This is a genomic window from Shewanella sp. 10N.286.54.B9 (assembly GCF_041468565.1).
In the GTDB taxonomy this organism is placed as follows: Bacteria; Pseudomonadota; Gammaproteobacteria; order Enterobacterales; family Shewanellaceae; genus Shewanella.
Map to the genome: position 1 here is coordinate 21,433 of NZ_JBFRIY010000023.1, position 19,734 is coordinate 41,166.

The following is a 19,734-nucleotide window of genomic DNA, read 5'->3' on the forward strand; positions in this document are numbered from 1 at the left end:
ATTTGGCTGAGGTTTAATAGCGTTATTGAAATGACGCCGCACTTTGGCAATTTAATTTAAATAAGTACATAAAGGGAAATATTATGAAAAAGCATCTTATCGCGTCACTGGTTATCGCATCTATCACTCTTTCATCAAATGTGAGCGCTGCAGAAAATGTGGAGAACACCGAACGTAGTCACAATGAAGAGTTAATTGGTTTGAGCTCAGGCATTGTGGTTGGCGCCGTCGTTGGTGGCCCTGTTGGCGCTATCATTGGGGCATTTGCAGGTAGCTTATTAGGTAAATCTGTTGGCGATGATGATGAGATTAAAACGCAGCAGGTGATGCTGGAAAATAAACAGGAGCAGCTAGCGTCGCTGAATGAAGAAAATCAGTCTCTCATAGCACTGTCTAGTCAGTATGAAGATGCACAGCAGCAACTAAACAGTCTGAAAATGGCGCAAGAGCAGAAGCTCACAGAGCTGGCACTTGGACTTAATGTGCAGTTTAAAACGGGCTCATCAACCATTGAACCTCACTTTCAGCAACAGCTTGACGATGTGGCCTATGCGATGTCGCTCTCTCCAGAGTTAACGTTGGACTTGACCGGTTACGCCGACAGACGCGGTAATGGCGATTACAACCAAGCATTATCTGAGCAACGAGTAGCTGAAGTGACTAATTACTTAGTAGAGCAGGGCGTTGCCAGTGAGCGCCTAAACTATCAGGCCTATGGCGCAAGCTCGCCGCTCACGGCAGAACAAAACTTTGAAAATGACTTCTTTGATCGCCGCGTGACCTTAAAACTGCAATCTCATGATAGCGCACTTGCAGCAAACCCAGCTCATTAATCCATCGATAACGGGTATGACTCAATCTCGTAGCCTGATAGCTATCAGGCTGCGCGGTGTTTATAAGGAGATAAAGATGGTTAGCCAACAAGATGCAGCCAAAGGTTTCGTTCGGCATTGCTATAAAGCTTTGCTGCTGTTGGGCACAGTGTTCTTGCCGATGTATAGCAGTGCAACCGCCACTGTGCCAACATCAGCCACTAAAAGTGTAGAGAGTCGAGTTGAAATGGTTAACGCCATAGCGCAAGGCAGTTTGATTACTTACGATACAGCCGGCAAGGCAAGCTTGTCTTTGCCGATGAAAACCACTGTGAGTATGCACGTTTCAGGCTGGGTGAATAGGGTTTCACTGCGTCATGAATTTAGTAATGAGCAACTTGTTTGGGTTAATGGCGAGTATGTGTTTCCGTTGCCGAATGAAGCAGCGGTTGACGGCCTTAGAATGTTTATCGGTGAGCGGGTCATAGAGGGGAAGATAAAACCGAAAGCAAAAGCCAAAGCGCTATTTAATGAAGCTAAGAAGCAGGGTAAAAAAGCGAGTTTACTGCAACAGCAAAGGCCCAATATATTTAGCGCCGAAGTAGCCAATTTAGCCCCTGGCGAAACCCTTATTGTAGAGCTTAGTTATCAAGAGCTGGTGCACTATGATAAAGGTGAGTTTAGCTTGCGGTTCCCAATGGTGGTCGCCCCGCGATATAAGCCTGGTGGTGAAAAGTCAGCGCTTTTTGATATGGCGACAGAGGTTAATAGCTATGTGGCTTCTACTCTGAGATCCCAGCAAGAAGCTGAAACAACAAGTGTTAATTTAGTCGACATTGAGGTGATGCTCGATGCTGGTATGGCTATTGGCGAAATAAACAGTCCTTATCATCAGATTGAAGTTAGCAGCAATGAGGACTCTAAAGCGCAGATCCAGTTAACGGCTGCAAAGGCTAATAGTGACTTCGTCCTCAATTGGCGACCGGTTGTTGGCAGTGCGCCGAAGGCAGCCATTTTTAGCCAACAAGGTAAAACCCACGAACAAGAAAACCTTAAGGAAAACAGTGCCGCTCAGCCGAAATACTCATTAGTGATGTTGTTGCCACCGCAAGACAAAATGCGTTTGTCAGCGGTTGCCCCAAGAGAGCTTATTTTGGTGATTGACACCTCAGGTTCTATGTCTGGAGAAGCCATTGAGCAGGCAAAGTCATCCATCAATTACGCATTAGCGGGTCTGTCAGCGCAGGACAGTTTTAATATTTTGCAGTTCAATTCCAACGTTTATGCATTGTCGGATACACCATTAAACGCCAGTGCGATAAACATTGGCAGAGCGCAAGCTTATGTGCAGCGCCTGCAAGCAAACGGTGGCACCGAAATGTCACTGGCTCTCGATAAAGCGCTGTCTCAGCAAGATGCCAATAGTGAGCGATTACGTCAGGTGCTATTTATCACCGATGGCGCGGTAGGTAATGAGCCGCAGCTATTTACTCAAATTCGTGATCAGTTGCAACAAAGCAGACTATTTACCATCGGCATTGGCGCCGCCCCTAACGCGCACTTTATGCAAAGAGCAGCTGAACTCGGCCGCGGCACCTATACCTATATTGGTAAACAATCTGAAGTTAAAACTAAAATGGTGGCGATGCTAGATAAGCTAGAAAAGCCCACCGTAACCGACGTTGAGGTTCGCTTTGCCGATGGCAGTGTTCCAGATTACTGGCCTGCGAGTATTCCAGATCTTTATGCCCATGAGCCAATAATGGTGGCGATGAAACTGCCAAGCTTTAGCGACAAAGAACTGGTAGTGAGCGGACAACTAGCAGGACAGTATTGGCAGCAATCGCTAGCGGTTGAAAATAGCGCTGAAGCTAAAGGCTTAGATCTTATATGGGCCAGAAAACAGATTGCTGCACTGGAGTTATCGAAAGAGCCTGCTAATCGCGACCGTATCGAGAAGCAAGTCACCGCCATTTCACTCAATTATCATGTGATGAGTGCATACACCAGCTTGGTAGCGATAGATAAAACTCCTGCTAGGCCTATTGGAGATAAATCTGTTAATGGGCGGGTGTTACCGCATACGCCTAAAGGTTGGCAGCGTTTACCGCAAACTGCGACCAGTAGCTATGCCATGCTGATTTTTGGCGGCATGTTATTGCTATTATCACTACTGTATTGGGGCTCTTTTGGTCGCGTTGGCCGCAGAGCAAACAGGGCTGCACTATGACCCCTGTTTGTTCAATAAACGGAGCTGCTTCTGGCGAAGGAAAGAGTACGAGGTTGGTTGCTCATCGGCGCATTCACCTGCTATTTTCGGCCTTATTGTTCATTGTTGGATTGTCTTTTGTGGTTCAAGGAGGGTATATGCAGGCTAAGGCATATTTTGCACAATTTTTAATACAACAAGCGTGGCAGAAAACTTTAGATGATCAGCAGCAGCACAAGCCTTGGTCATGGGCGGATACCCATCCTGTAGCCAAGCTTCAATTTATCAATGTTGAGAAAGAGGGCAAAGCTAATGATGCCAGCAGTTTATATGTACTGGCCGGGGCGTCGGGTCGAAACTTAGCATTTGGGCCAGCGCAAGTATTGTCGTCTGCCGCGGTCAATGGTCCGGGGAACACTGTAATAGCAGGCCACAGAGATACTCATTTTTCCCTATTAAAAGGAGTGAAAGTTGGCCAACTATTAACGCTGCAAAACGCACAAGGCTTGGAGATCCTTTATAGAGTAGTGAACACTCAAGTGGTACATGAAAGTGATACTTCGGTGATGAGCGATGCAGGTGAAAAACAATTAACTTTGGTCACCTGCTACCCGTTTAGTAGCCCTGTAGCAGGTGGTGAGCTACGTTATATTGTCACCGCGGTACCGATAGACAAAATAGAAGCGATTTAACACAAAGAGGGCAAGAACAGTGTAGCGGTCACTGTTCTGCCATTATTTACCTTACTTGGGCTAGGTGATTGGCATTACTCGATTACGCCCCAATCTTTTTGCTTCGTACAGTTGCTTGTCGGCACGCTCTATTAATGTAGAATCGCTGTCTCTATCTTGGTATTGCGCCACGCCAAATGATGCTCTTACATTGTCGACTCGCTGATCTTTACGTTTATCTTTTAACACCAGCTTTTCAAGGCTACGGCGCATCGATTCAGCTAATTGCCTCGCTCTACCCAATTGGCTTTTAGGCACAAGTAACGCAAACTCCTCACCACCAAAGCGATACAGTTTACTGCCCTCATGACAGCTTTCGCCGAGTCTTCTGGCAACGGCTTTTAATACTTGGTCGCCAAGCTGGTGGCCGTAGGTATCATTAAACAGCTTAAAGTGATCAATATCGGTGATGATTAAACAAAGACCTTGTGGGTTTTGCTCTACTAATCCTTTGATATCTTTATTAAATGCTCTACGGTTTAATGCGCCTGTTAACGCATCATAATGCATGTCATGTTCAGATTTTTTAAGCTGTATTTTTAACTGGTTAATCTCTGATTGGGCGTGAGCGAGCTGCTCGCTAAAGTGCAATGTGCTGTTTTTAATATCGGCAGCATCGCCGGCGAGGCTTTTTACCAGTGACAAGACTTCATCAATGGAGAAGCCCTCATTCTCAATCTTGTTTAAGCGCTCAACGTTGTTGTTTATTTTGCTCTGAAATTGGTTAGCATCAACATTGGTATCTTTTAAAGACTGAGATAGATCTGTCACCATAGCATCAAGATTTTGTCGTAGTTCAATTACGTCTAACTCGATGGGATCTGACAGGTACTCTTGGTAGAGTCGCTCGCCCTGGCTTGGGGGGCAAGTACTGTACTGGTTCACCACTTCATCCAATTGTTTATTAAGCTCTGGGCTGCTTTGCCCCACGTAGGCATACCATAAAGCATAATTGGTAGGGGTGGTTGGGATCTGGTGTTTTAGCATTAAAGGCACCGCTTTTTTTAATTTAGCGGCAGCTTCCCTGAGCAATTCATTCGACATTTATCAGCCTTGGTTTATCAATTGAGCCACTTTGTAATTTTTATGCAAATGAGTGGTGGCATCATTGTACATTTCACTACGCCATTCTATTATGATTTGCCTTTGTGAATACATCTGTTTAATGAAAATCAGCCACAAAGTTGTCGAATAAATACTATAAAGAACGAAATAATAACAATAAAGGACAAGCAGTGAATAAACTAATACTCGCAAGCGTGTTGTCGGCATTAGCCTTACCCGCATTTGCTCACTCAGATAAAAGCGACATCAGCATCGATCTTGATAAGTATCGTAGCCATGTAAAAATACTTGCTAGTGATGAATATGGTGGACGTGCCCCTTTGTCTGCCGGTGAAGCGCTGACCTTGAACTACATCGAGGCTGAATTTAAAAAGATAGGTCTAAAGCCTGGTTTTGGTGATAAATACCTGCAGCCAGTGCCATTAGCCAAAATTACGGCAGATCAAAATATGTCGCTTAAGATTGGCTCACAAAACTTAATCAATGGCAGTGAATTTACCGCCCGAACCCAAAGAATTAGCGAAAGCGTTAAGCTTGAGAACAGCGACGTCGTATTTGTGGGTTACGGTATTAACGCGCCAGAATATAATTGGAATGATTACCAAGACGTAGATGTAACAGGTAAGACAGTGATTGTGCTGGTGAATGACCCTGGATTTTCCACGCAAGATCCTGATGTGTTTAAAGGTAACGCCATGACCTATTATGGTCGCTGGACCTACAAATACGAAGAGGCTGCAAGACAAGGCGCAAAGGCGGTTTTTATTGTGCATGAAACAGCGCCAGCAGCCTATGGCTGGGGCGTGGTGCAAAACTCTAATACTGGCAGCAAATTTACGTTAGTTGATGATAATAATAATCAAGACCAAGTTGGCGTGATGGGCTGGATCCAGCATGAAAATGCCAAACAGGTTTTTGCTGCAGCCGGTCTTGATTATGAAAAACAAAAGCTAAAGGCAGCTAAATCTAGCTTTAAGCCAGTATCGCTGAAAACATCGGCAACACTAGAACTTAAAAATAGCATTGAACGCGCAGAGTCCTACAATGTGATGGCACTTTTGCCTGGCAGTGACAGAGCTGATGAAATGGTGGTGATGCACGCGCATTGGGATCATCTTGGTACTCGAGTTGACGAGAAAGGGGTGAAGCACATATACAATGGTGCCGTCGATAATGCTAGCGGGGTTGCGGGAGTGCTAGAGCTTGCGCGTATGTTTAGTTTGCGCGCTAAACAAAAACCATTTAAACGTTCTATTCTATTTACCTCATTTACTGCTGAAGAAACCGGGCTAATTGGCGCACAGCATTTTGCCAAGCAGCCACCGGTGCCGACTAAACAGATTGTTTCCTTTTTAAATATCGACGGTATGAACGTTAACGACAGTGTTGATTACATATTGCGTTATGGAGAAGGCGTATCGGAGATGGAGTATTACCTTAATAATGCAGCTAAGCATCAGCAGCGTTATGTGAAAGGCGATCCATTACCGCAAAATGGCCTTATGTTCCGCTCGGATCACTTCGCGTTAGCACAGGAAGGTGTACCTGGGCTATTGTTTATGAGTTTAGGTGACACCGATCCAGACTATATTGCTCATAAATATCACAAAGAAGCCGATGATTATGATCCAAGCTGGAGTTTGGGAGGGGTAAAGCAGGATATCAGTCTTATCTCTGACATTTTGGCTACTCTGGCAAACAATGAAGACTGGCCTAAATGGTTAGAAGAGTCAGATTTTAAAAGCCGTCGAGCACAAGATGGACGTTGAGTCATAAAGCTGAGAATAAAAAAAGACACCCTTAGGTGTCTTTTTTTATTCAATTCGAAACGTTGATGAAGTACTTCAGTTTAGTTATTTAACTAAGTAATGAGTTTTAAATTAAACCTAATTCTAAACTTCCAACACCTAGAATTGGTAACTTACCGATAGCATCGGGCCTGTAAAGCTGTAGTACATATTGTAATCAGCAAGCTTTATATCAGTATCTTTTATGTTGGTGGTGTATTCAACATCAACTTCATAGTAATTAAATGCAGCTGTCATATGCCAGTTTTCAGTAATTGCGGCCTGAACACCTAATCGAATATCAACTAAACCACCTTTTAAATCATCTAGTTTGATATAAAAGTATTGTGCATGGCCGCTAAACATAAAGCCTGGATAAAGCTCATAACTGCCATATACCCCTATATCGGGTAAGGGGGCAGTTAGCTTCTCATCAACAACTTTAGGAATGGTTATGGTGTCTGGACAGCGGGTTTCAATTTCGACTTCACAAATACCTATATCGCCTTTGAAGGCTGTTTTGATAAACATGGCATGCAGGCCTACTGACAGACCGACCTCATAATGATCACCTTGAAAAATATCATAGCCATAACCAATGCGGGCAATGTCGATGTTTAATGTGGTGTCGAGTGCAATCCCTGCTTTTACATCATAGGTTGTATCGTCCCAAGTAAATTGGAATGGCTTTTCTACGGATTGAACAAGGGCGCTGCGGTGTAGCTGTTTCCAATCGATATAAATATTATGTCTATCGTTAAAACGGTGAATAAATTCAAAGAAAGGTAAAAACTGAGAGTCTTCAAGCTTTAAATCTTGCTCAAAGTCTAACGAGAAATTATTGCCTAGAAGAGGGTCGTTTACATCTATAGTTGAATCTGTATTAGCGTAAAAGCCACCGACACGAATGATAGTATCATTCGTGGCATAGGCGCTATAGCTAGTCATCAGGGCCAATAACGTGGCAGTGATAAATGTGGAACTTTTAAACATTAAAAGTAACTCCGCAATCTCTTATAATTTTTATTTTGTAGCTGTTGAATCGTGTCAACAGTCTATGGACATCGAAAACAGCATAACAGTATATGTGGAAATGTGAATGATATGTTTCAAAAAATGTCTGAATTGTTTGATCTAATGCATGCAAACTGTATTTTTCGCTGCTTTTGATGGGATTTGTAGTTGATCCAGCGGTATAGATAAGAGAGTTGTGCTAGCTCCAAAAGGACAGCAAAGCGAGTTATTATTCTAAATGTTTGAAGTGTAGTGAATATGCTTATATGAGCATAAACGCTCACTGAGCATCGGAACTTGTCGTCATCTATGGATCAGAGCGACAAGTTCAGATGAGGCGGTAATAGGATGTTTGTGCGCTACTTAGATTAAATACACTTAGGTTAAATACGCTTGGGTTAGATAAATTTAGGTAACAGGATAAGTAACCAAGTTAAACCGCAAAAGAATAGGCTCATAAATACCGCTGCGGATGCAATATCCTTAGCTTGGCCGCTCAGAGGATGGATTTCATCGCTAATCCTATCGACAACTGCTTCAATAGCAGAGTTAAGCAATTCGACTATAAGGACAACAAAAAGCCCGAGAATTAGCAGAATACGCTCAACCGTAGTGACATCTACGAGTAAGGCAACAGGTAACATAATTGCAGCAAGAATTAACTCTTGTCTAAATGCTGCTTCATGTTTCCAAGCAAGTTTTAGTCCTTGCATTGAAAACCCAGTCGCTCTAATGACGCGCTTAATACCGTGGTTATTAGCAGGTTTCATATATCCCCATCTTATAATTGATTATTGTTTTACAGTGGTTGGTCCCCAAAATAGCGGGCTAGTATAATCGTAATATAACTAAATATGTAGTCAATTAGAGTCAAGTTCAACAACAATCTTGTTACATATCACGCTTTCGCTACTTAATGGCTCAATGAAAGTTGACTAAGCGTATTATTTCAATAAGTCAGTCATTTAGCTGATGGCGAACCTCAAGCTCAGAACTAGGCTTCAAAATGAGCAATAGTCTTTTACTATTTATCGTCACCATGGAGCCATATATGACAAAGGTTAATAAGCTAAGTTCAAATAGGGAGCATTTACAGTTTTTGAATTGGCAGTTTTTACTGTTCATTAGCTTTGTTTCTATATCCGTTGCATTAAACGCTAGCGAAATATCAAAGCCCTCCTTGCAGCTTGCTACCGAATATCAAGCTGATAGTTCGATTCAGATAGAAGACTATTTAGTCAGTGAAAAACTTGATGGCGTAAGAGGCTATTGGAATGGCAGCATTATGTTATCTCGCTCGGGGCGGAGGATTAATCTGCCCCAGTGGTTTACTAAAGGATTCCCTGCTTATCCTATTGATGGCGAACTATGGATAGGGCGTAACAAGTTTGAGCAGGTTTCAGCAATTGTTCGAAAACACAATGCGACCAAGGCGCAATGGCAGCAGGTTCGATTTATGGTGTTTGACTTGCCCGCGGAAACAACTCATTTTGCAACAAGATATCAGAAGGCGCTGGCTGAGCTATCTGATATCAGTACTCATATTGAGGTTATCCCACAGTTTTCAGTTAAAGATAAATTAACGTTAGATCGTCGACTCACTGATATCATTGAAAATAATGGTGAAGGCTTGATGTTACATAGAAAAACTGCGCTTTATCAGATTGGTCGCACTGATGATATTGTAAAGCTAAAACCTTTCTATGACGCAGAAGCTACGGTACTGGCCCATAAAGAGGGCAAGGGTAAATACGTCGGTATGATGGGCGCACTGTTGGTTGAAACTAAGCAGGGTAAACAATTTAGCATTGGCAGCGGCTTTAGCGATGAAGAGCGGCGTAACCCGCCAAAGGTAGGTGCCATTATTACATTTAAGTATTATGGCGAAACACAAAAAGGCACGCCTCGATTTGCAAGCTTCCTGCGGGTAAGAGATCCCATTTAGCTTGCTTACCATGCTGTTGTTTTGTTTATCTCTATATATGTTGGCTTTATTTCAGTATGTTACCTGCATTATTATTTAGCTGTTTTATCGGCTTTTTCAACAAAAACCATCAATGGCAAAGCAGAATAATTAGGAGTCGCTTTGATTAAATATAAGCAGCGTAGGAACTACAAATACAATCTACATTCAGAGTTAGTCTACGATACAGGGTTATCTGTTAAGGCGCCCGTTGCTAATTCCTTTCTTGAGATCAGCGCCAGTGGGCGCTTGGTTATTAAGCCCGGTTATGCCTGGGATGGCCCGAGCAGCCCAGCAATTGACAGTAAAAACTTTATGCAGGGCTCATTAATACATGATGCCTTGTATCAGCTTATGCGGGAGAGGGTTTTGCCGCAATCAGCGAGAAAACGTGCTGATGAAATTCTTAAAGAAGTTTGTTTAGAAGATGGTATGTCGCCATTTAGAGCTTGGTATGTCTACCAAGGCGTAAGAATAGCTGGGGAAAAATCAGCGACACCTGATCTGTTAACTGCGCCTTAACCCAACGGGGTAGGGCGCAGCTACTTTGTCCCTTCTATGCTGAAATCGGTATGAAGGTGCTTTTTTTTGCCACTTGCATATGCCAGCGTTCGCTGAGCAGAAATACAGCGGGAGCAAAGACTAAAATGGTAGCCATAGAGAAAAAAGTACCAAAACTTAAACTAATCACCATTGGGATTAAATATAGTGCTTGAGTCGATGTTTCAAATAGCATGGGCGCTAAACCAAGGGTTGTGGTCATAGCGGTGATAACGACAGGTCGAAAACGACCTAAACTACTATTTATTATCGCCGTTTCAATATCGACCCCTAGGCGTACTTGCCGTTTAATCTCTAGCAAGAGCACAAACGAGCCGTTTAGCACTAAGCCTGACAAAGCGATCATCCCGAATAAGCTCATTACACTAAACGTTTGCCCTAGAATAATGTGGCCAAGCATTGCGGCAGCTAAGCACAGAGGGATCACGCTCATGATTAAAATGGCATCGAAAATATTTTTGAAATAGATCGCTAAGAATGAAAACACGATAAAAAGTGCTAATAAAATTCCAGTCATTAATTGGGCATTTACCTTTCTTTCTGTTCGAGCACTGCCGCCGAGCTCAATCTCTATATTTGGATACTTTTGCAACAGACCAGGCATAATCACCGTGGAAATTTGCGATGTTATCAGGGCTACATTAGCTTGACTGCGAATGAAACTTGCACTGACTTCTACTTGCTCAACACCATCAACCCTATCTATTCGTGTTGCCGATAGCGTAGGAATGATATCAGCAACTTGTTTTAAGAGTACTTGCTCTCCAGTAGGAGAGGTAATCAACAGTTCACCAAGATTATTAACTTTGAACTGCTCATTTCTGTGGCGCATAACGCGAATTTTGAGCTCTTCAGTGTTAACTATCTGGCGCTTTACTTCATCGCCGTAAAAACTATTACGCACAAGAGTGCCTAAACTGTCGCTATCAAAACCTAACATGCTCCCGCGCGCATTAATATTAAGGGTGTACTCTAGCTCGGCATCAATTAGCCCGCTGTCAATGTCTGTCACACCTTGAATTTGGCGTAACTGATCCATCAAATCGAACGTTGCCTGCTTTAGTTTTGTACTGTTACTCGAGGCTAATTCGATTGAAAGCTCTTTACCGCCGCCAGGACCCACTTCAAAGTCAAAAAATAGCGACTTTATGCCAGCTAGTTCACCAATTTCTTCTCGCCAGGTATCGACCAGTTCTCTGGCTGTATAGTGTCGCTGAGTATCTTCAACAATTTGAAAGGTTGTAGCGGCAGAGCTGCTGCCAATGCTGACCATAATATGTTTATAGCTATCGGGTGCCTTTAAACGCGCGAAGGCTCGAAGACCAGCAGCTTGAATAAGTGCCATTATTTGTTGTTTATCTTGCATTGATGAACCTGCCGCAAATCCAACTTCAGCATCAATGCGCTGTGACTCTACTTTTGGTACAAAGCCGGCGTCAACACGGCCAGAATTAACCCAGCTGAAGGTGACGATTGTGATTGATATAAACACGGCGAGTACCATTAATGGCTGCTGTAACCCTATGCGTAATATCTTTGCGAAATGAATATCTCTTACGGTTTCAAATGCTTTAAAGCTTTTTTGCTGGATACGATTGAGGTAAGAAAGTTTTTGTGGTTTATGCAGCTGCTTTAAATGATGAGGTAAGATAAACAGCGCTTCGACGAGTGAGACGATGAATATTGCAAAAATGAGTAGCGTCATTGGTTTGTACATGACACCAATTTCGCCAGGCACGAACAGCAGTGGTACAAAGGCAATGATATTAGTCATAACCGAGAAGCATACGGGCAGGCACATCTCTGTTGCACCTTGCTTTAGCGCCGTGTCAATTTCAATGCCTTGTTGTACTTTTTGGTAAATATTTTCGGCTACAATGACAGCGTCATCAACTAAGATCCCTAAAGTAATAATAAAGGCGAACAGTGTGACCATATTAAGTGGAACATTGAGTACAGGCATAAATGCAAGAGCGCCGATAATGGCGATGGGAACCCCCATACAAACCCAAAAGGCGAGGCGCAGATCAAGAAATAGCGATAGGGCAATAATGACTAATATCATGCCAATCATGCCATTGTTAAGCAGTAACTCGATTCGAGTTTGATAAGAAGCGGCTTGGTCCTCCAGTACGGTGATTTTTGAGCCTAACGGCAATGCTTGCTGGTATTGGTTGACAAAATCTTGGATATTAGCACTTAGTTCAATTGGCTTTGCCGTTTCGCTTTGGAATATCACCAGCATGACGGCTTGTTCGCCGTTGACTAAAAAAGGTGATTTTCTCTGCGGGTAGCCAAAGCTGATATTCGCTATATTGCCTAAAGTGACTTCGGCGCCATCTGCTTGAGACTTTATGATTATCTGCTCAAATTGGCTGAGGTCATCTTTACGACCAAGGGTGCGGATAAGCACATCACCAGCTTGAGTGCTAATACTACCAGCGGATATATCACTGACCTCTGCTGAAATTCTATCGGTTATCTCACCGAGCGTTAGTTGATACTGTTTGAGCTTATCTTGGGTCACCTCAATGATCATTTCGGCTTCCCTAACACCCTCTATGTCAACTTTGGCAATATCTAACTCCTCCAGTAATGCTTGCTTCAACAGCGTCGCTTGCAGCCTTAGCTCTGTTTCAGACAGATCACCATATATTGCAAATTCAACTAATGGTTCAAGCTCTTCAACTAAGGATATCCGCAGTGGCTCCATACTGGTGGGAAAGCTATTAATCGCATCGAGATCATTTTTGATTTCAGCGAGAACAGTATTACTATCAACGCCTTCATCAAGGGTGAGGATCACTCTTGCACGTCCCTCCATTGCGGTGGCTGCAAGCCTATCAATTTTGGTGTTTTCTCTGAGGCTATGCTCAATGGGTTGTACGATACTTTGTTCAATTTCCCTTGGTGTAGCGCCTGGGAAACTCGCGCTTACCTCAATCTCATCAACCTTAAATGATGGTGACGTTTCTTGTTTGATATCGCCAAAGCTGTAAATTCCCAATGCTAATAGTGCTACCGTGAGTAAATTAACGGCAACGGGGTTATCTATCATCCAGCTGATGAGGTTACTGAAGAGTGAGTTTGGCCTGCCTTGAGCTTGCTGTTGTATAGTCATTACAAGCGCTCCACAATATTAACGCTCATATTTGCCTGTGGATCATGCATTTTATTGCTAATGATCTGCTCTCCTTGGCTGAGATTATTGATGATCACCGCGAAATGCTTATCTTGATGTACCAGAGTCACAGGCTTCTTGAGCAGAGTGTTATTGGCCGATACTAACCATATGTGTTGGTTATCAATAGCTGATAGCGGCACATTAAAGGTATTGGTAATTGCCGGGAATAATAGGGTTGCCTCAACAAAATCGCCAATAATCAAAGGAGCGGTTCCATCACGACTAACTTGATATTCGGCAAAGACTTTTTGTAGCTGAATATTACTCGTCAGTACTGGCAGCACATGGCTGATTTTTGCTGCAACGGTACGCTGGGTATCGGGCTGAAACAGGGAGATGTTTTGGCCAATGGTTACTTTAGCAGCGAGCTCTCTTGGTAAGAAAATAGGGACTCTTAGAGTTTGGGGATCGACTAATTTAGCAATGAGATCACCTTTTGCCAGGTAATCTCCTTCGGAGACACTTTTAGCGGCGACAACATAGCGCTTATTGCTCACCCACTGGCTTCGACTTAGATCTCGCTCGGCGATTTGCAGCGCATTGTTAGCCATCTTGAGCTGAGCTTGCGCTTGGGATAATTGTGGTTTTCTAAGCAGTAGTTCTAAGTCCAGCTGCCATTCTTTTTCGTTAAAGTCTGCTTGCATCATTTGATAATCTTTCTCTGCGATACGTTGCTGACCGAGTTCCAGTGAAAGTTGCGCTTTAGCGATATTGATTTCTGCTCGGCGCTGCGTCACCAACGCGCGTAAATCCGCTGACTCTTGTCCATAGACACTATCACCGATATTGAGTACTCCACCTTCAATGACATTGCTAGAAAGGTGGTTAAGCCTACCTTCAACCTGCGCGGTTAGAGTGAGGCTGTTTTTGGCGATGACTGAACCATAAGCGACGTAGCTTGGAGTAAATAGTTGTGGCTTTATATTGATAACATTGACATTAACGAGTGCTGGGCTATCAGGTTTTACCGCGGCCGACGGCGCGGTCGCTTGGATAATAAATGTCGTAATAACGGCGACTAGGAGGATGAGTAGAGGTCGGAACACTTTTAATGTCAGGGAAGGATCCCCTTGTAATTGTTTGAAGTGATTTTTGGAGACAGCCATATACTTACCTAGATTAATCACTGATAGTCACTTGGTTAAATAAGCTCAAATGATCTTGGTGATAGTGAGAGTTTTCGATACTCAGTAAGGTAACCAAGTGGCTGTGAAAAGAATGTCAACGCAGGTTATTAGTGTCGATAAATATGTCATCGCCATCAACTCAAATTAAACTGCTCGGCGGCTTTGATACATTGTTGTCTTAACCAGCGATGACTGGGATCATTGGTGCGTGAAGAGTGCCAGAACATGGCGACCTCTAAAGGCTCCTTTAAAAAAGGGGCATCAAGCTGTTTTAGATTGTTACGACTAATATATTGATCAACAAGTTTCTCTGGCAATAGCCCAATATAGTCGGTACGCGTAATCACTGGCAGCATCTCCATAATACTACTTGCTTGCCATGCAACATGACGTTTACCTAACACGGCTTCGTCTTTCAATCCTCGGCCAACTAAGTAGCCACTGTCTTTATTGTGCTGTGAATGAGTCACATGCTTTTCTTGGATAAATTCATTAAGTGTGATGCTATTGCCTGTTAAGCGGGGATGGTCGACTCTGCAAAGCACTCTTAATGAGTCTTGCATAAGGGGGTGAGACCGTAAGCTAGTAAGCTGATTTGATTGCACTTCGATAACTAAATCACATTGTTGTGCTCGTAACTCCGTAGTGAGATCTATTCCCTGTAATGGTTCGACTTTCACACTGGCCAAGGGGGCTTCAATGCTCATTTGCGCACTGAGCTCAGGCAATATTGTAAAGCCGAATACACTCAATGCGCTTATACCAAACTGACGCTGACATTCAGCCGGCTTAAAGTTTTTATGCTCCGGCAACATATGCGCGATATTTTCAACCGAGCTGGCGAGTGTTGGATACACATCAGTGGCCAATGGTGTTGGGGTGATCCCATGACTACCGCGAATAAATAGTACATCTTCAAATACATCCCTCAAACGGTTGACACTTTGGCTCACCGCTGACTGGCTGATCCCCAGTCTTTTAGCGGCTTTGGTAAAATTCTGTTCTTCATAAATGGCAACAAATGTTGGAATTAAACTATAGTCCGAATGTTTCATTTACTAATGCCTGCTGTGATTTGCGCTTTGTGATATTAGTTATCTTATATCAGCTATCTGCCAACTTATAGTAAATTTTATTATTGTATTGCCAACGAATTAAGACACTCACCAATAACTTGAAGCGTGGTCACAATGAAAAAAACTCTCATTTGCCTTTCAATTGCAGCAGCAATTTTAGTCACAGGAACCGTTATTGCTAAAGACAGTAATGGTCAACGATTTGAAAATGTAGAAGTCACTATCCCGACGTTATCTCATGATTACTACTTGGGTGAAAACTCAGGAGCGACTCATTTTTGGCATGGCGACAACAAAGACATGCAGTGGACCACCACGGGTGGCAATGACGCTTACGCTGAGGTATCAAATAAAGTTCACCCACAGCTTACCGCTCACTCTCAGAAAATGGAGAAGGGCATTTTTGCTTATAAGGAGAGGTTCTATCAGATCTACGGTTACGGTTTAACGTCACCAATGATTGTTGATGGTGACAATGGTCTGTTGATTTTTGACCCTGTTGAATCTGTCGATAAAATGAAAAATGTAATGGATGATTTCCGTGAGATGACAGGTAATACAAAACCTGTAGCGGCAATCATGTATTCTCACTGGCACCCTGATCACTATGCTGGCGTACGTGGTATTGCAGGCGCTGAAAATGCGCAAATTATTGCTCATAATACCTTTATGGCTAACGTGGTTAAAGGATCAATGGGTGGCACTGGGCCCGCGCTGGGTTTCCGTGTTGATTATTCATTGGGTACGCTTATTAATGTTGAAGAGACAGGCCGTATTAATGGTGGCTTAGGTCCAGATTTTGAAATTCGTGAGCACAGCCTAATTGCGCCGACCACACTTGTTGAAGGGAAATATGGTCAACTCGATCTAGAGATTGAAGGGATTAAAGTTGAATTTAAACATGTGCCTTCTGAAGCGTCTGACGAAATCACAGCATACTTCCCTGATTTCGACTTGGTGTTTGGCTCTGAAGTGATCCAAGGTGAAAGCTTCCCTAACTTGCATACTATCCGTGGTACGCAATACCGTGATCCAAGTGTTTGGTTCCCTGGCGTCGATACTTTACGTGAGTACAATGCAGAGACAATGATGCTATCTCATGGCCGTCCAGTGGTTGGGGCTAAGCACGTTGATAACACATTAACAGCATATCGTGATGCGATTCAGTTTACTTATGACCAGTCAATCAAAGCGATTAATAATGGCGCGACCCAAGAAGATTTGATCCGCCAAATCAAGTTACCAAAGCATTTAGTTAATCATCCTTGGTTAGGTGATTTCTACGGTTCAATCCGCCATGCAGCCAAAGAAATCTTTGTCGGTGAAATGGGCTGGTTTGATGGTGACCCAACGACACTTAACGCTACATACTCTGTAGAAGCTTCACAGCGTTACGTTGCTATGGTTGGTGGTAAAGAGCAAATGATGAAGTTTGCTATGGATGCCTGTGATAGCTCTGATTATCAGTGGTGTGCTGAACTTGCAACACATGCGATCCGTATTGACCTTGAAGATATGGAGCCAAGACTACTTAAAGCTAAGGCTTTACGTGAACTCGGTTACCGCGAGACCAACAACAACTGGCGTAACTGGTACCTAACTTCTGCTAAAGAACTTGACGGTACGATTGATTACTCGAAGAAAATTAACCTTCAAGCACCTGATTTAATGGCTGAGTTCCAGCCTGAACAATTGGTTAATGCTCTTCGTTTTGGTCTTAACGCTGAGCGTAGCCAAGATAAGCATTTCACCGTAGCATTTGAGTTTACCGACACTGATGAGACTCATGCAGTGGAAATTCGTCGCAGTGTGGCAGAGTTCCACAAAGATTTTGAAGGTGAAGCTAAAGCAACCGTTAAACTAACTAAGCCAGTATTCCTAGGAATGCTTGTGGGTAAAGTTGACTTCACTAAAGCGGTTAAAGAAGGTTACATCAAGCTAGATGGCGATGCTAAAGCTGTACCTGAGTTTTTCGGTTTGTTCGACAAGCCAAACGAGAACCCAAAGGTTACTTTACGTTAATAGCTAAGTTGATTGATGCCACTCATTGAGAGTGGCATCATTTTTTTAGGTATTTGAGGGAAGTACAATGAAACAGATTATTGTTTTACTTTTAATGCTATTAGTCAGTCAATCTGCTTGGTCATGTGGCAACCATGTTGATTGGTCTGTACCGCACATTCATCATCACGATGAATTGATTACGGCTGCTAATGAATCTGAGTCCACGGCTCCAAAAACCATTAGCTTGAGTGACATATATGACGGTGTGTTATTAAAACCTCATAGTGTTGAAAAGATCGCCGAGAATCAGCATATGAACAAGGATGAACATAGTCATTAGATGTTAAAAACGCCTATTTTTGGCGTTGCTAACGTAATCTCTTATCGTTCACAGGTATTTGACTCTGTGATGCTTTAAACACTTAACAGTAGGTATCCACCTACAAGTGCTATCGCGCCGCCTGATGAGCGAACCATACGATTTTTTGGGTCTTTTTGTTGCATTGCAATACCAAGTATCACCCCGACAATATGTATAGCTGACGTGCCACAGATAAACCCTAGAACGTAGAGTGCTGGCTTTGCAAGTTGCGGCATTTCGACGCCATGAGCATGACCATGAAAGATAGCAAAAATCGCGACAAAGGCCATTACCAGCCACTGTGGTAATTTTTTGTCGATAGCTAAAGCCAAGCCCAACAGTAAAACAGACGCTGCGATTCCAAACTCGACAAAGGGGATAGGAATTGACAGCAGGCCAATAATCCCGCCAAAAAGCATGAATAGAACAAATATTGCAGGTACTGTCCAGATGGCTCTGCCACCGAGTCGTGTACTTAAAAGGCCAACACATATCATGGCTAACAGGTGATCAAACCCGAGAACAGGATGATTAAATCCAGAGATAAAACCACCGCCTGAGTGGAGCTCGTGAGCTTGTGCTGGTAGAGCTAAGAAAAGTGTAAGGGAACACAAAGTTATAAACCGCATAATCATAATAATCCTTTATATGATGGACTCAGAAAGACCGCTGCAATCTACACCACATTCAGGCTATACAAATTGATATACATCAATAGCTTGGTAAACATTGTGCAAGTTTGACATACAAATCAAGCCCATAATGCTTATCTTTGAAAAGGGAAGGGTTGTGGTAGGTACTGCGGTGCTAAATAATGGCTAATAAAAAAGCGCTGAATTCAGCGCTTTTTTATTAATACAGGGAAATCGATTACTTGTGGCGTTTACCTGCACGCTTAAGTGCTTCATTATCTTTGCGAGCTTGTTTTTTAGCTTCTTTCTCTGCCATGATTTTAGCGACTTCGACTTTTTCAATCTCCGCCATCGCAGGAGTTTCAAGTGATAGCAGCCCCATTTTTCCTGAACGGAACTCATGTAATACTAACTCTGATGCTTTGTGCAGATCGATACGCCCACCAGGACGCATAGCGCCGCGTTGACGTCCAATTGCTTCAAGCAGCTCAATATCGGTATCAGGTAACTCTTTTAACTTATAACGTTCTTTAATTGCTTCTGGGTATGCTGCTAAGAAGTATTCAGCCGCAAACATAGCAACATCTTCATAATCCATAGCGGTATCTTTGATAGCACCTGTAACCGCTAGGCGGTAACTACTTTTATCGTTGTCGACCTTTGGCCATAAAATACCTGGGGTGTCGGAAAGCACGATACCGTTACGCAAGTTGATACGTTGCTGGACCTTTGTTACCGCTGGTTCATTACCAGTTTTTGCAATGGTACGACCCGCTAAGGTATTGATGATAGTAGATTTCCCAACGTTGGGGATCCCCATGATCATAGTGCGGATATCTTTTTCAATTTTGTCGCGGCTAGGAACAAACTTGCGACAAAGGTCAGGGATTTTCTTGACCTGTGCAGCTTGCAAGGTAGTGATTGCCATGGCTTTTACCCCTTGCTCTTGCTCAAGGTATTCAATCCATTGTTGGGTGACAACCGGATCGGCTAAGTCAGACTTATTCAGTAGCTTAATACATGGCTTATCACCACGTAGTGAGGACACCATGGGATTTTCGCTACTGTAGGGGATACGAGCATCTAGCACCTCAATGACTAGATCGACTTGAGGCATAACCTCGGCGATCTCTTTTTGTGCCTTATGCATGTGTCCCGGATACCACTGAATTGCCATCTGCTTGCTCTTTGTTCGAATAACGATATGG

The 19,734-nt window shown here is 43.2% G+C and carries 16 protein-coding genes; 8 read left to right on the forward strand and 8 right to left on the reverse strand.

The window, feature by feature from the left end:
* The first annotated feature begins 83 nt into the window (after nt 1–83).
* From pdsO to AB4135_RS08935, 3 genes are all read left to right on the forward strand, one after another.
* Nucleotides 84–833: a sortase-associated OmpA-like protein PdsO gene (pdsO, locus tag AB4135_RS08925; protein ID WP_371992157.1), complete on the forward strand. Its 750-nt coding sequence runs from the start codon at nt 84–86 to the stop codon at nt 831–833.
* 76 nt (nt 834–909) lie between these two features.
* Nucleotides 910–3,042 carry a marine proteobacterial sortase target protein gene (locus AB4135_RS08930; RefSeq protein ID WP_371992159.1) on the forward strand — a complete coding sequence of 711 codons (2,133 nt, stop codon included), beginning with the start codon at nt 910–912 and terminating at the stop codon, nt 3,040–3,042.
* 71 nt (nt 3,043–3,113) lie between these two features.
* The gene (locus AB4135_RS08935) at nt 3,114–3,713 is read left to right on the forward strand and encodes a class GN sortase (RefSeq protein ID WP_371992206.1); all 600 of its coding nucleotides are present in this window, start codon (nt 3,114–3,116) and stop codon (nt 3,711–3,713) included.
* 60 nt (nt 3,714–3,773) lie between these two features.
* On the opposite strand, the gene AB4135_RS08940 is transcribed toward AB4135_RS08935, so the two are convergent.
* Nucleotides 3,774–4,796 carry a GGDEF domain-containing protein gene (locus AB4135_RS08940; protein WP_371992160.1) on the reverse strand — a complete coding sequence of 341 codons (1,023 nt, stop codon included), beginning with the start codon at nt 4,794–4,796 and terminating at the stop codon, nt 3,774–3,776.
* A 191-nt stretch (nt 4,797–4,987) separates the two neighbouring features.
* Here AB4135_RS08940 and AB4135_RS08945 point away from each other — a divergent pair, with 191 nt between their 5' ends.
* Nucleotides 4,988–6,586: a M28 family metallopeptidase gene (locus AB4135_RS08945; RefSeq protein WP_371992162.1), complete on the forward strand. Its 1,599-nt coding sequence runs from the start codon at nt 4,988–4,990 to the stop codon at nt 6,584–6,586.
* 138 nt (nt 6,587–6,724) lie between these two features.
* Here AB4135_RS08945 and AB4135_RS08950 read toward each other — a convergent pair whose 3' ends face one another.
* Nucleotides 6,725–7,597 carry a hypothetical protein gene (locus AB4135_RS08950; RefSeq protein WP_371992164.1) on the reverse strand — a complete coding sequence of 291 codons (873 nt, stop codon included), beginning with the start codon at nt 7,595–7,597 and terminating at the stop codon, nt 6,725–6,727.
* A gap of 419 nt (nt 7,598–8,016) precedes the next feature.
* Nucleotides 8,017–8,388 (reverse strand): diacylglycerol kinase, encoded by a 372-nt coding sequence (locus tag AB4135_RS08955; protein ID WP_371992166.1) that lies wholly within the window; start codon nt 8,386–8,388, stop codon nt 8,017–8,019.
* A 281-nt stretch (nt 8,389–8,669) separates the two neighbouring features.
* Here AB4135_RS08955 and AB4135_RS08960 point away from each other — a divergent pair, with 281 nt between their 5' ends.
* Both AB4135_RS08960 and AB4135_RS08965 read left to right on the forward strand, forming a co-directional pair.
* Nucleotides 8,670–9,563, forward strand: a complete 894-nt coding sequence (locus AB4135_RS08960; protein WP_371992167.1) for a DNA ligase — start codon at nt 8,670–8,672, stop codon at nt 9,561–9,563.
* A gap of 141 nt (nt 9,564–9,704) precedes the next feature.
* Complete coding sequence (locus AB4135_RS08965; RefSeq protein WP_371992169.1) at nt 9,705–10,103, forward strand: DUF1353 domain-containing protein; 399 nt, start codon at nt 9,705–9,707, stop codon at nt 10,101–10,103.
* Nucleotides 10,104–10,137: 34 nt separating this feature from the next.
* Here AB4135_RS08965 and AB4135_RS08970 read toward each other — a convergent pair whose 3' ends face one another.
* The 3 genes from AB4135_RS08970 to AB4135_RS08980 all read right to left on the reverse strand — a co-directional run bounded on the left by AB4135_RS08970 (nt 10,138) and on the right by AB4135_RS08980 (nt 15,508).
* Nucleotides 10,138–13,263, reverse strand: a complete 3,126-nt coding sequence (locus tag AB4135_RS08970) for an efflux RND transporter permease subunit (RefSeq protein WP_371992171.1) — start codon at nt 13,261–13,263, stop codon at nt 10,138–10,140.
* Nucleotides 13,263–14,432 carry an efflux RND transporter periplasmic adaptor subunit gene (locus tag AB4135_RS08975; RefSeq protein ID WP_371992173.1) on the reverse strand — a complete coding sequence of 390 codons (1,170 nt, stop codon included), beginning with the start codon at nt 14,430–14,432 and terminating at the stop codon, nt 13,263–13,265. Before AB4135_RS08975 ends, AB4135_RS08970 begins: the two co-directional genes overlap by 1 nt.
* Nucleotides 14,433–14,587: 155 nt before the next feature.
* On the reverse strand, nt 14,588–15,508 hold the full coding sequence (locus AB4135_RS08980; protein ID WP_371992174.1) for a LysR family transcriptional regulator: 921 nt from the start codon (nt 15,506–15,508) through the stop codon (nt 14,588–14,590).
* 135 nt (nt 15,509–15,643) lie between these two features.
* On the opposite strand from AB4135_RS08980, the gene AB4135_RS08985 reads away from it, so the two are divergent.
* Nucleotides 15,644–17,551, forward strand: coding sequence for an alkyl/aryl-sulfatase (locus tag AB4135_RS08985; RefSeq protein ID WP_371992176.1), 1,908 nt, complete (start codon nt 15,644–15,646; stop codon nt 17,549–17,551).
* A gap of 67 nt (nt 17,552–17,618) precedes the next feature.
* Nucleotides 17,619–17,873: a hypothetical protein gene (locus tag AB4135_RS08990; protein WP_371992178.1), complete on the forward strand. Its 255-nt coding sequence runs from the start codon at nt 17,619–17,621 to the stop codon at nt 17,871–17,873.
* A 74-nt stretch (nt 17,874–17,947) separates the two neighbouring features.
* Here AB4135_RS08990 and AB4135_RS08995 read toward each other — a convergent pair whose 3' ends face one another.
* Nucleotides 17,948–18,526, reverse strand: coding sequence for a HupE/UreJ family protein (locus AB4135_RS08995; RefSeq protein WP_371992208.1), 579 nt, complete (start codon nt 18,524–18,526; stop codon nt 17,948–17,950).
* A gap of 238 nt (nt 18,527–18,764) precedes the next feature.
* The gene (ylqF, locus tag AB4135_RS09000; protein ID WP_371992179.1) at nt 18,765–19,703 is read right to left on the reverse strand and encodes a ribosome biogenesis GTPase YlqF; all 939 of its coding nucleotides are present in this window, start codon (nt 19,701–19,703) and stop codon (nt 18,765–18,767) included.
* Nucleotides 19,704–19,734 lie beyond the last annotated feature (31 nt).

Excerpts from the sequence above, each read along its gene's own strand:
- pdsO (WP_371992157.1), top strand. The coding sequence starts at position 84 with ATGAAAAAGCATCTTATCGCGTCACTGGTTATCGCATCTATCACTCTT.
- AB4135_RS08930 (WP_371992159.1), top strand. The coding sequence starts at position 910 with ATGGTTAGCCAACAAGATGCAGCCAAAGGTTTCGTTCGGCATTGCTAT.
- AB4135_RS08940 (WP_371992160.1), bottom strand. The coding sequence starts at position 4,796 with ATGTCGAATGAATTGCTCAGGGAAGCTGCCGCTAAATTAAAAAAAGCG.
- AB4135_RS08950 (WP_371992164.1), bottom strand. The coding sequence starts at position 7,597 with ATGTTTAAAAGTTCCACATTTATCACTGCCACGTTATTGGCCCTGATG.
- AB4135_RS08955 (WP_371992166.1), bottom strand. The coding sequence starts at position 8,388 with ATGAAACCTGCTAATAACCACGGTATTAAGCGCGTCATTAGAGCGACT.
- AB4135_RS08960 (WP_371992167.1), top strand. The coding sequence starts at position 8,670 with ATGACAAAGGTTAATAAGCTAAGTTCAAATAGGGAGCATTTACAGTTT.
- AB4135_RS08970 (WP_371992171.1), bottom strand. The coding sequence starts at position 13,263 with ATGACTATACAACAGCAAGCTCAAGGCAGGCCAAACTCACTCTTCAGT.
- AB4135_RS08975 (WP_371992173.1), bottom strand. The coding sequence starts at position 14,432 with ATGGCTGTCTCCAAAAATCACTTCAAACAATTACAAGGGGATCCTTCC.
- AB4135_RS08980 (WP_371992174.1), bottom strand. The coding sequence starts at position 15,508 with ATGAAACATTCGGACTATAGTTTAATTCCAACATTTGTTGCCATTTAT.
- AB4135_RS08985 (WP_371992176.1), top strand. The coding sequence starts at position 15,644 with ATGAAAAAAACTCTCATTTGCCTTTCAATTGCAGCAGCAATTTTAGTC.
- AB4135_RS08990 (WP_371992178.1), top strand. The coding sequence starts at position 17,619 with ATGAAACAGATTATTGTTTTACTTTTAATGCTATTAGTCAGTCAATCT.
- ylqF (WP_371992179.1), bottom strand. The coding sequence starts at position 19,703 with ATGGCAATTCAGTGGTATCCGGGACACATGCATAAGGCACAAAAAGAG.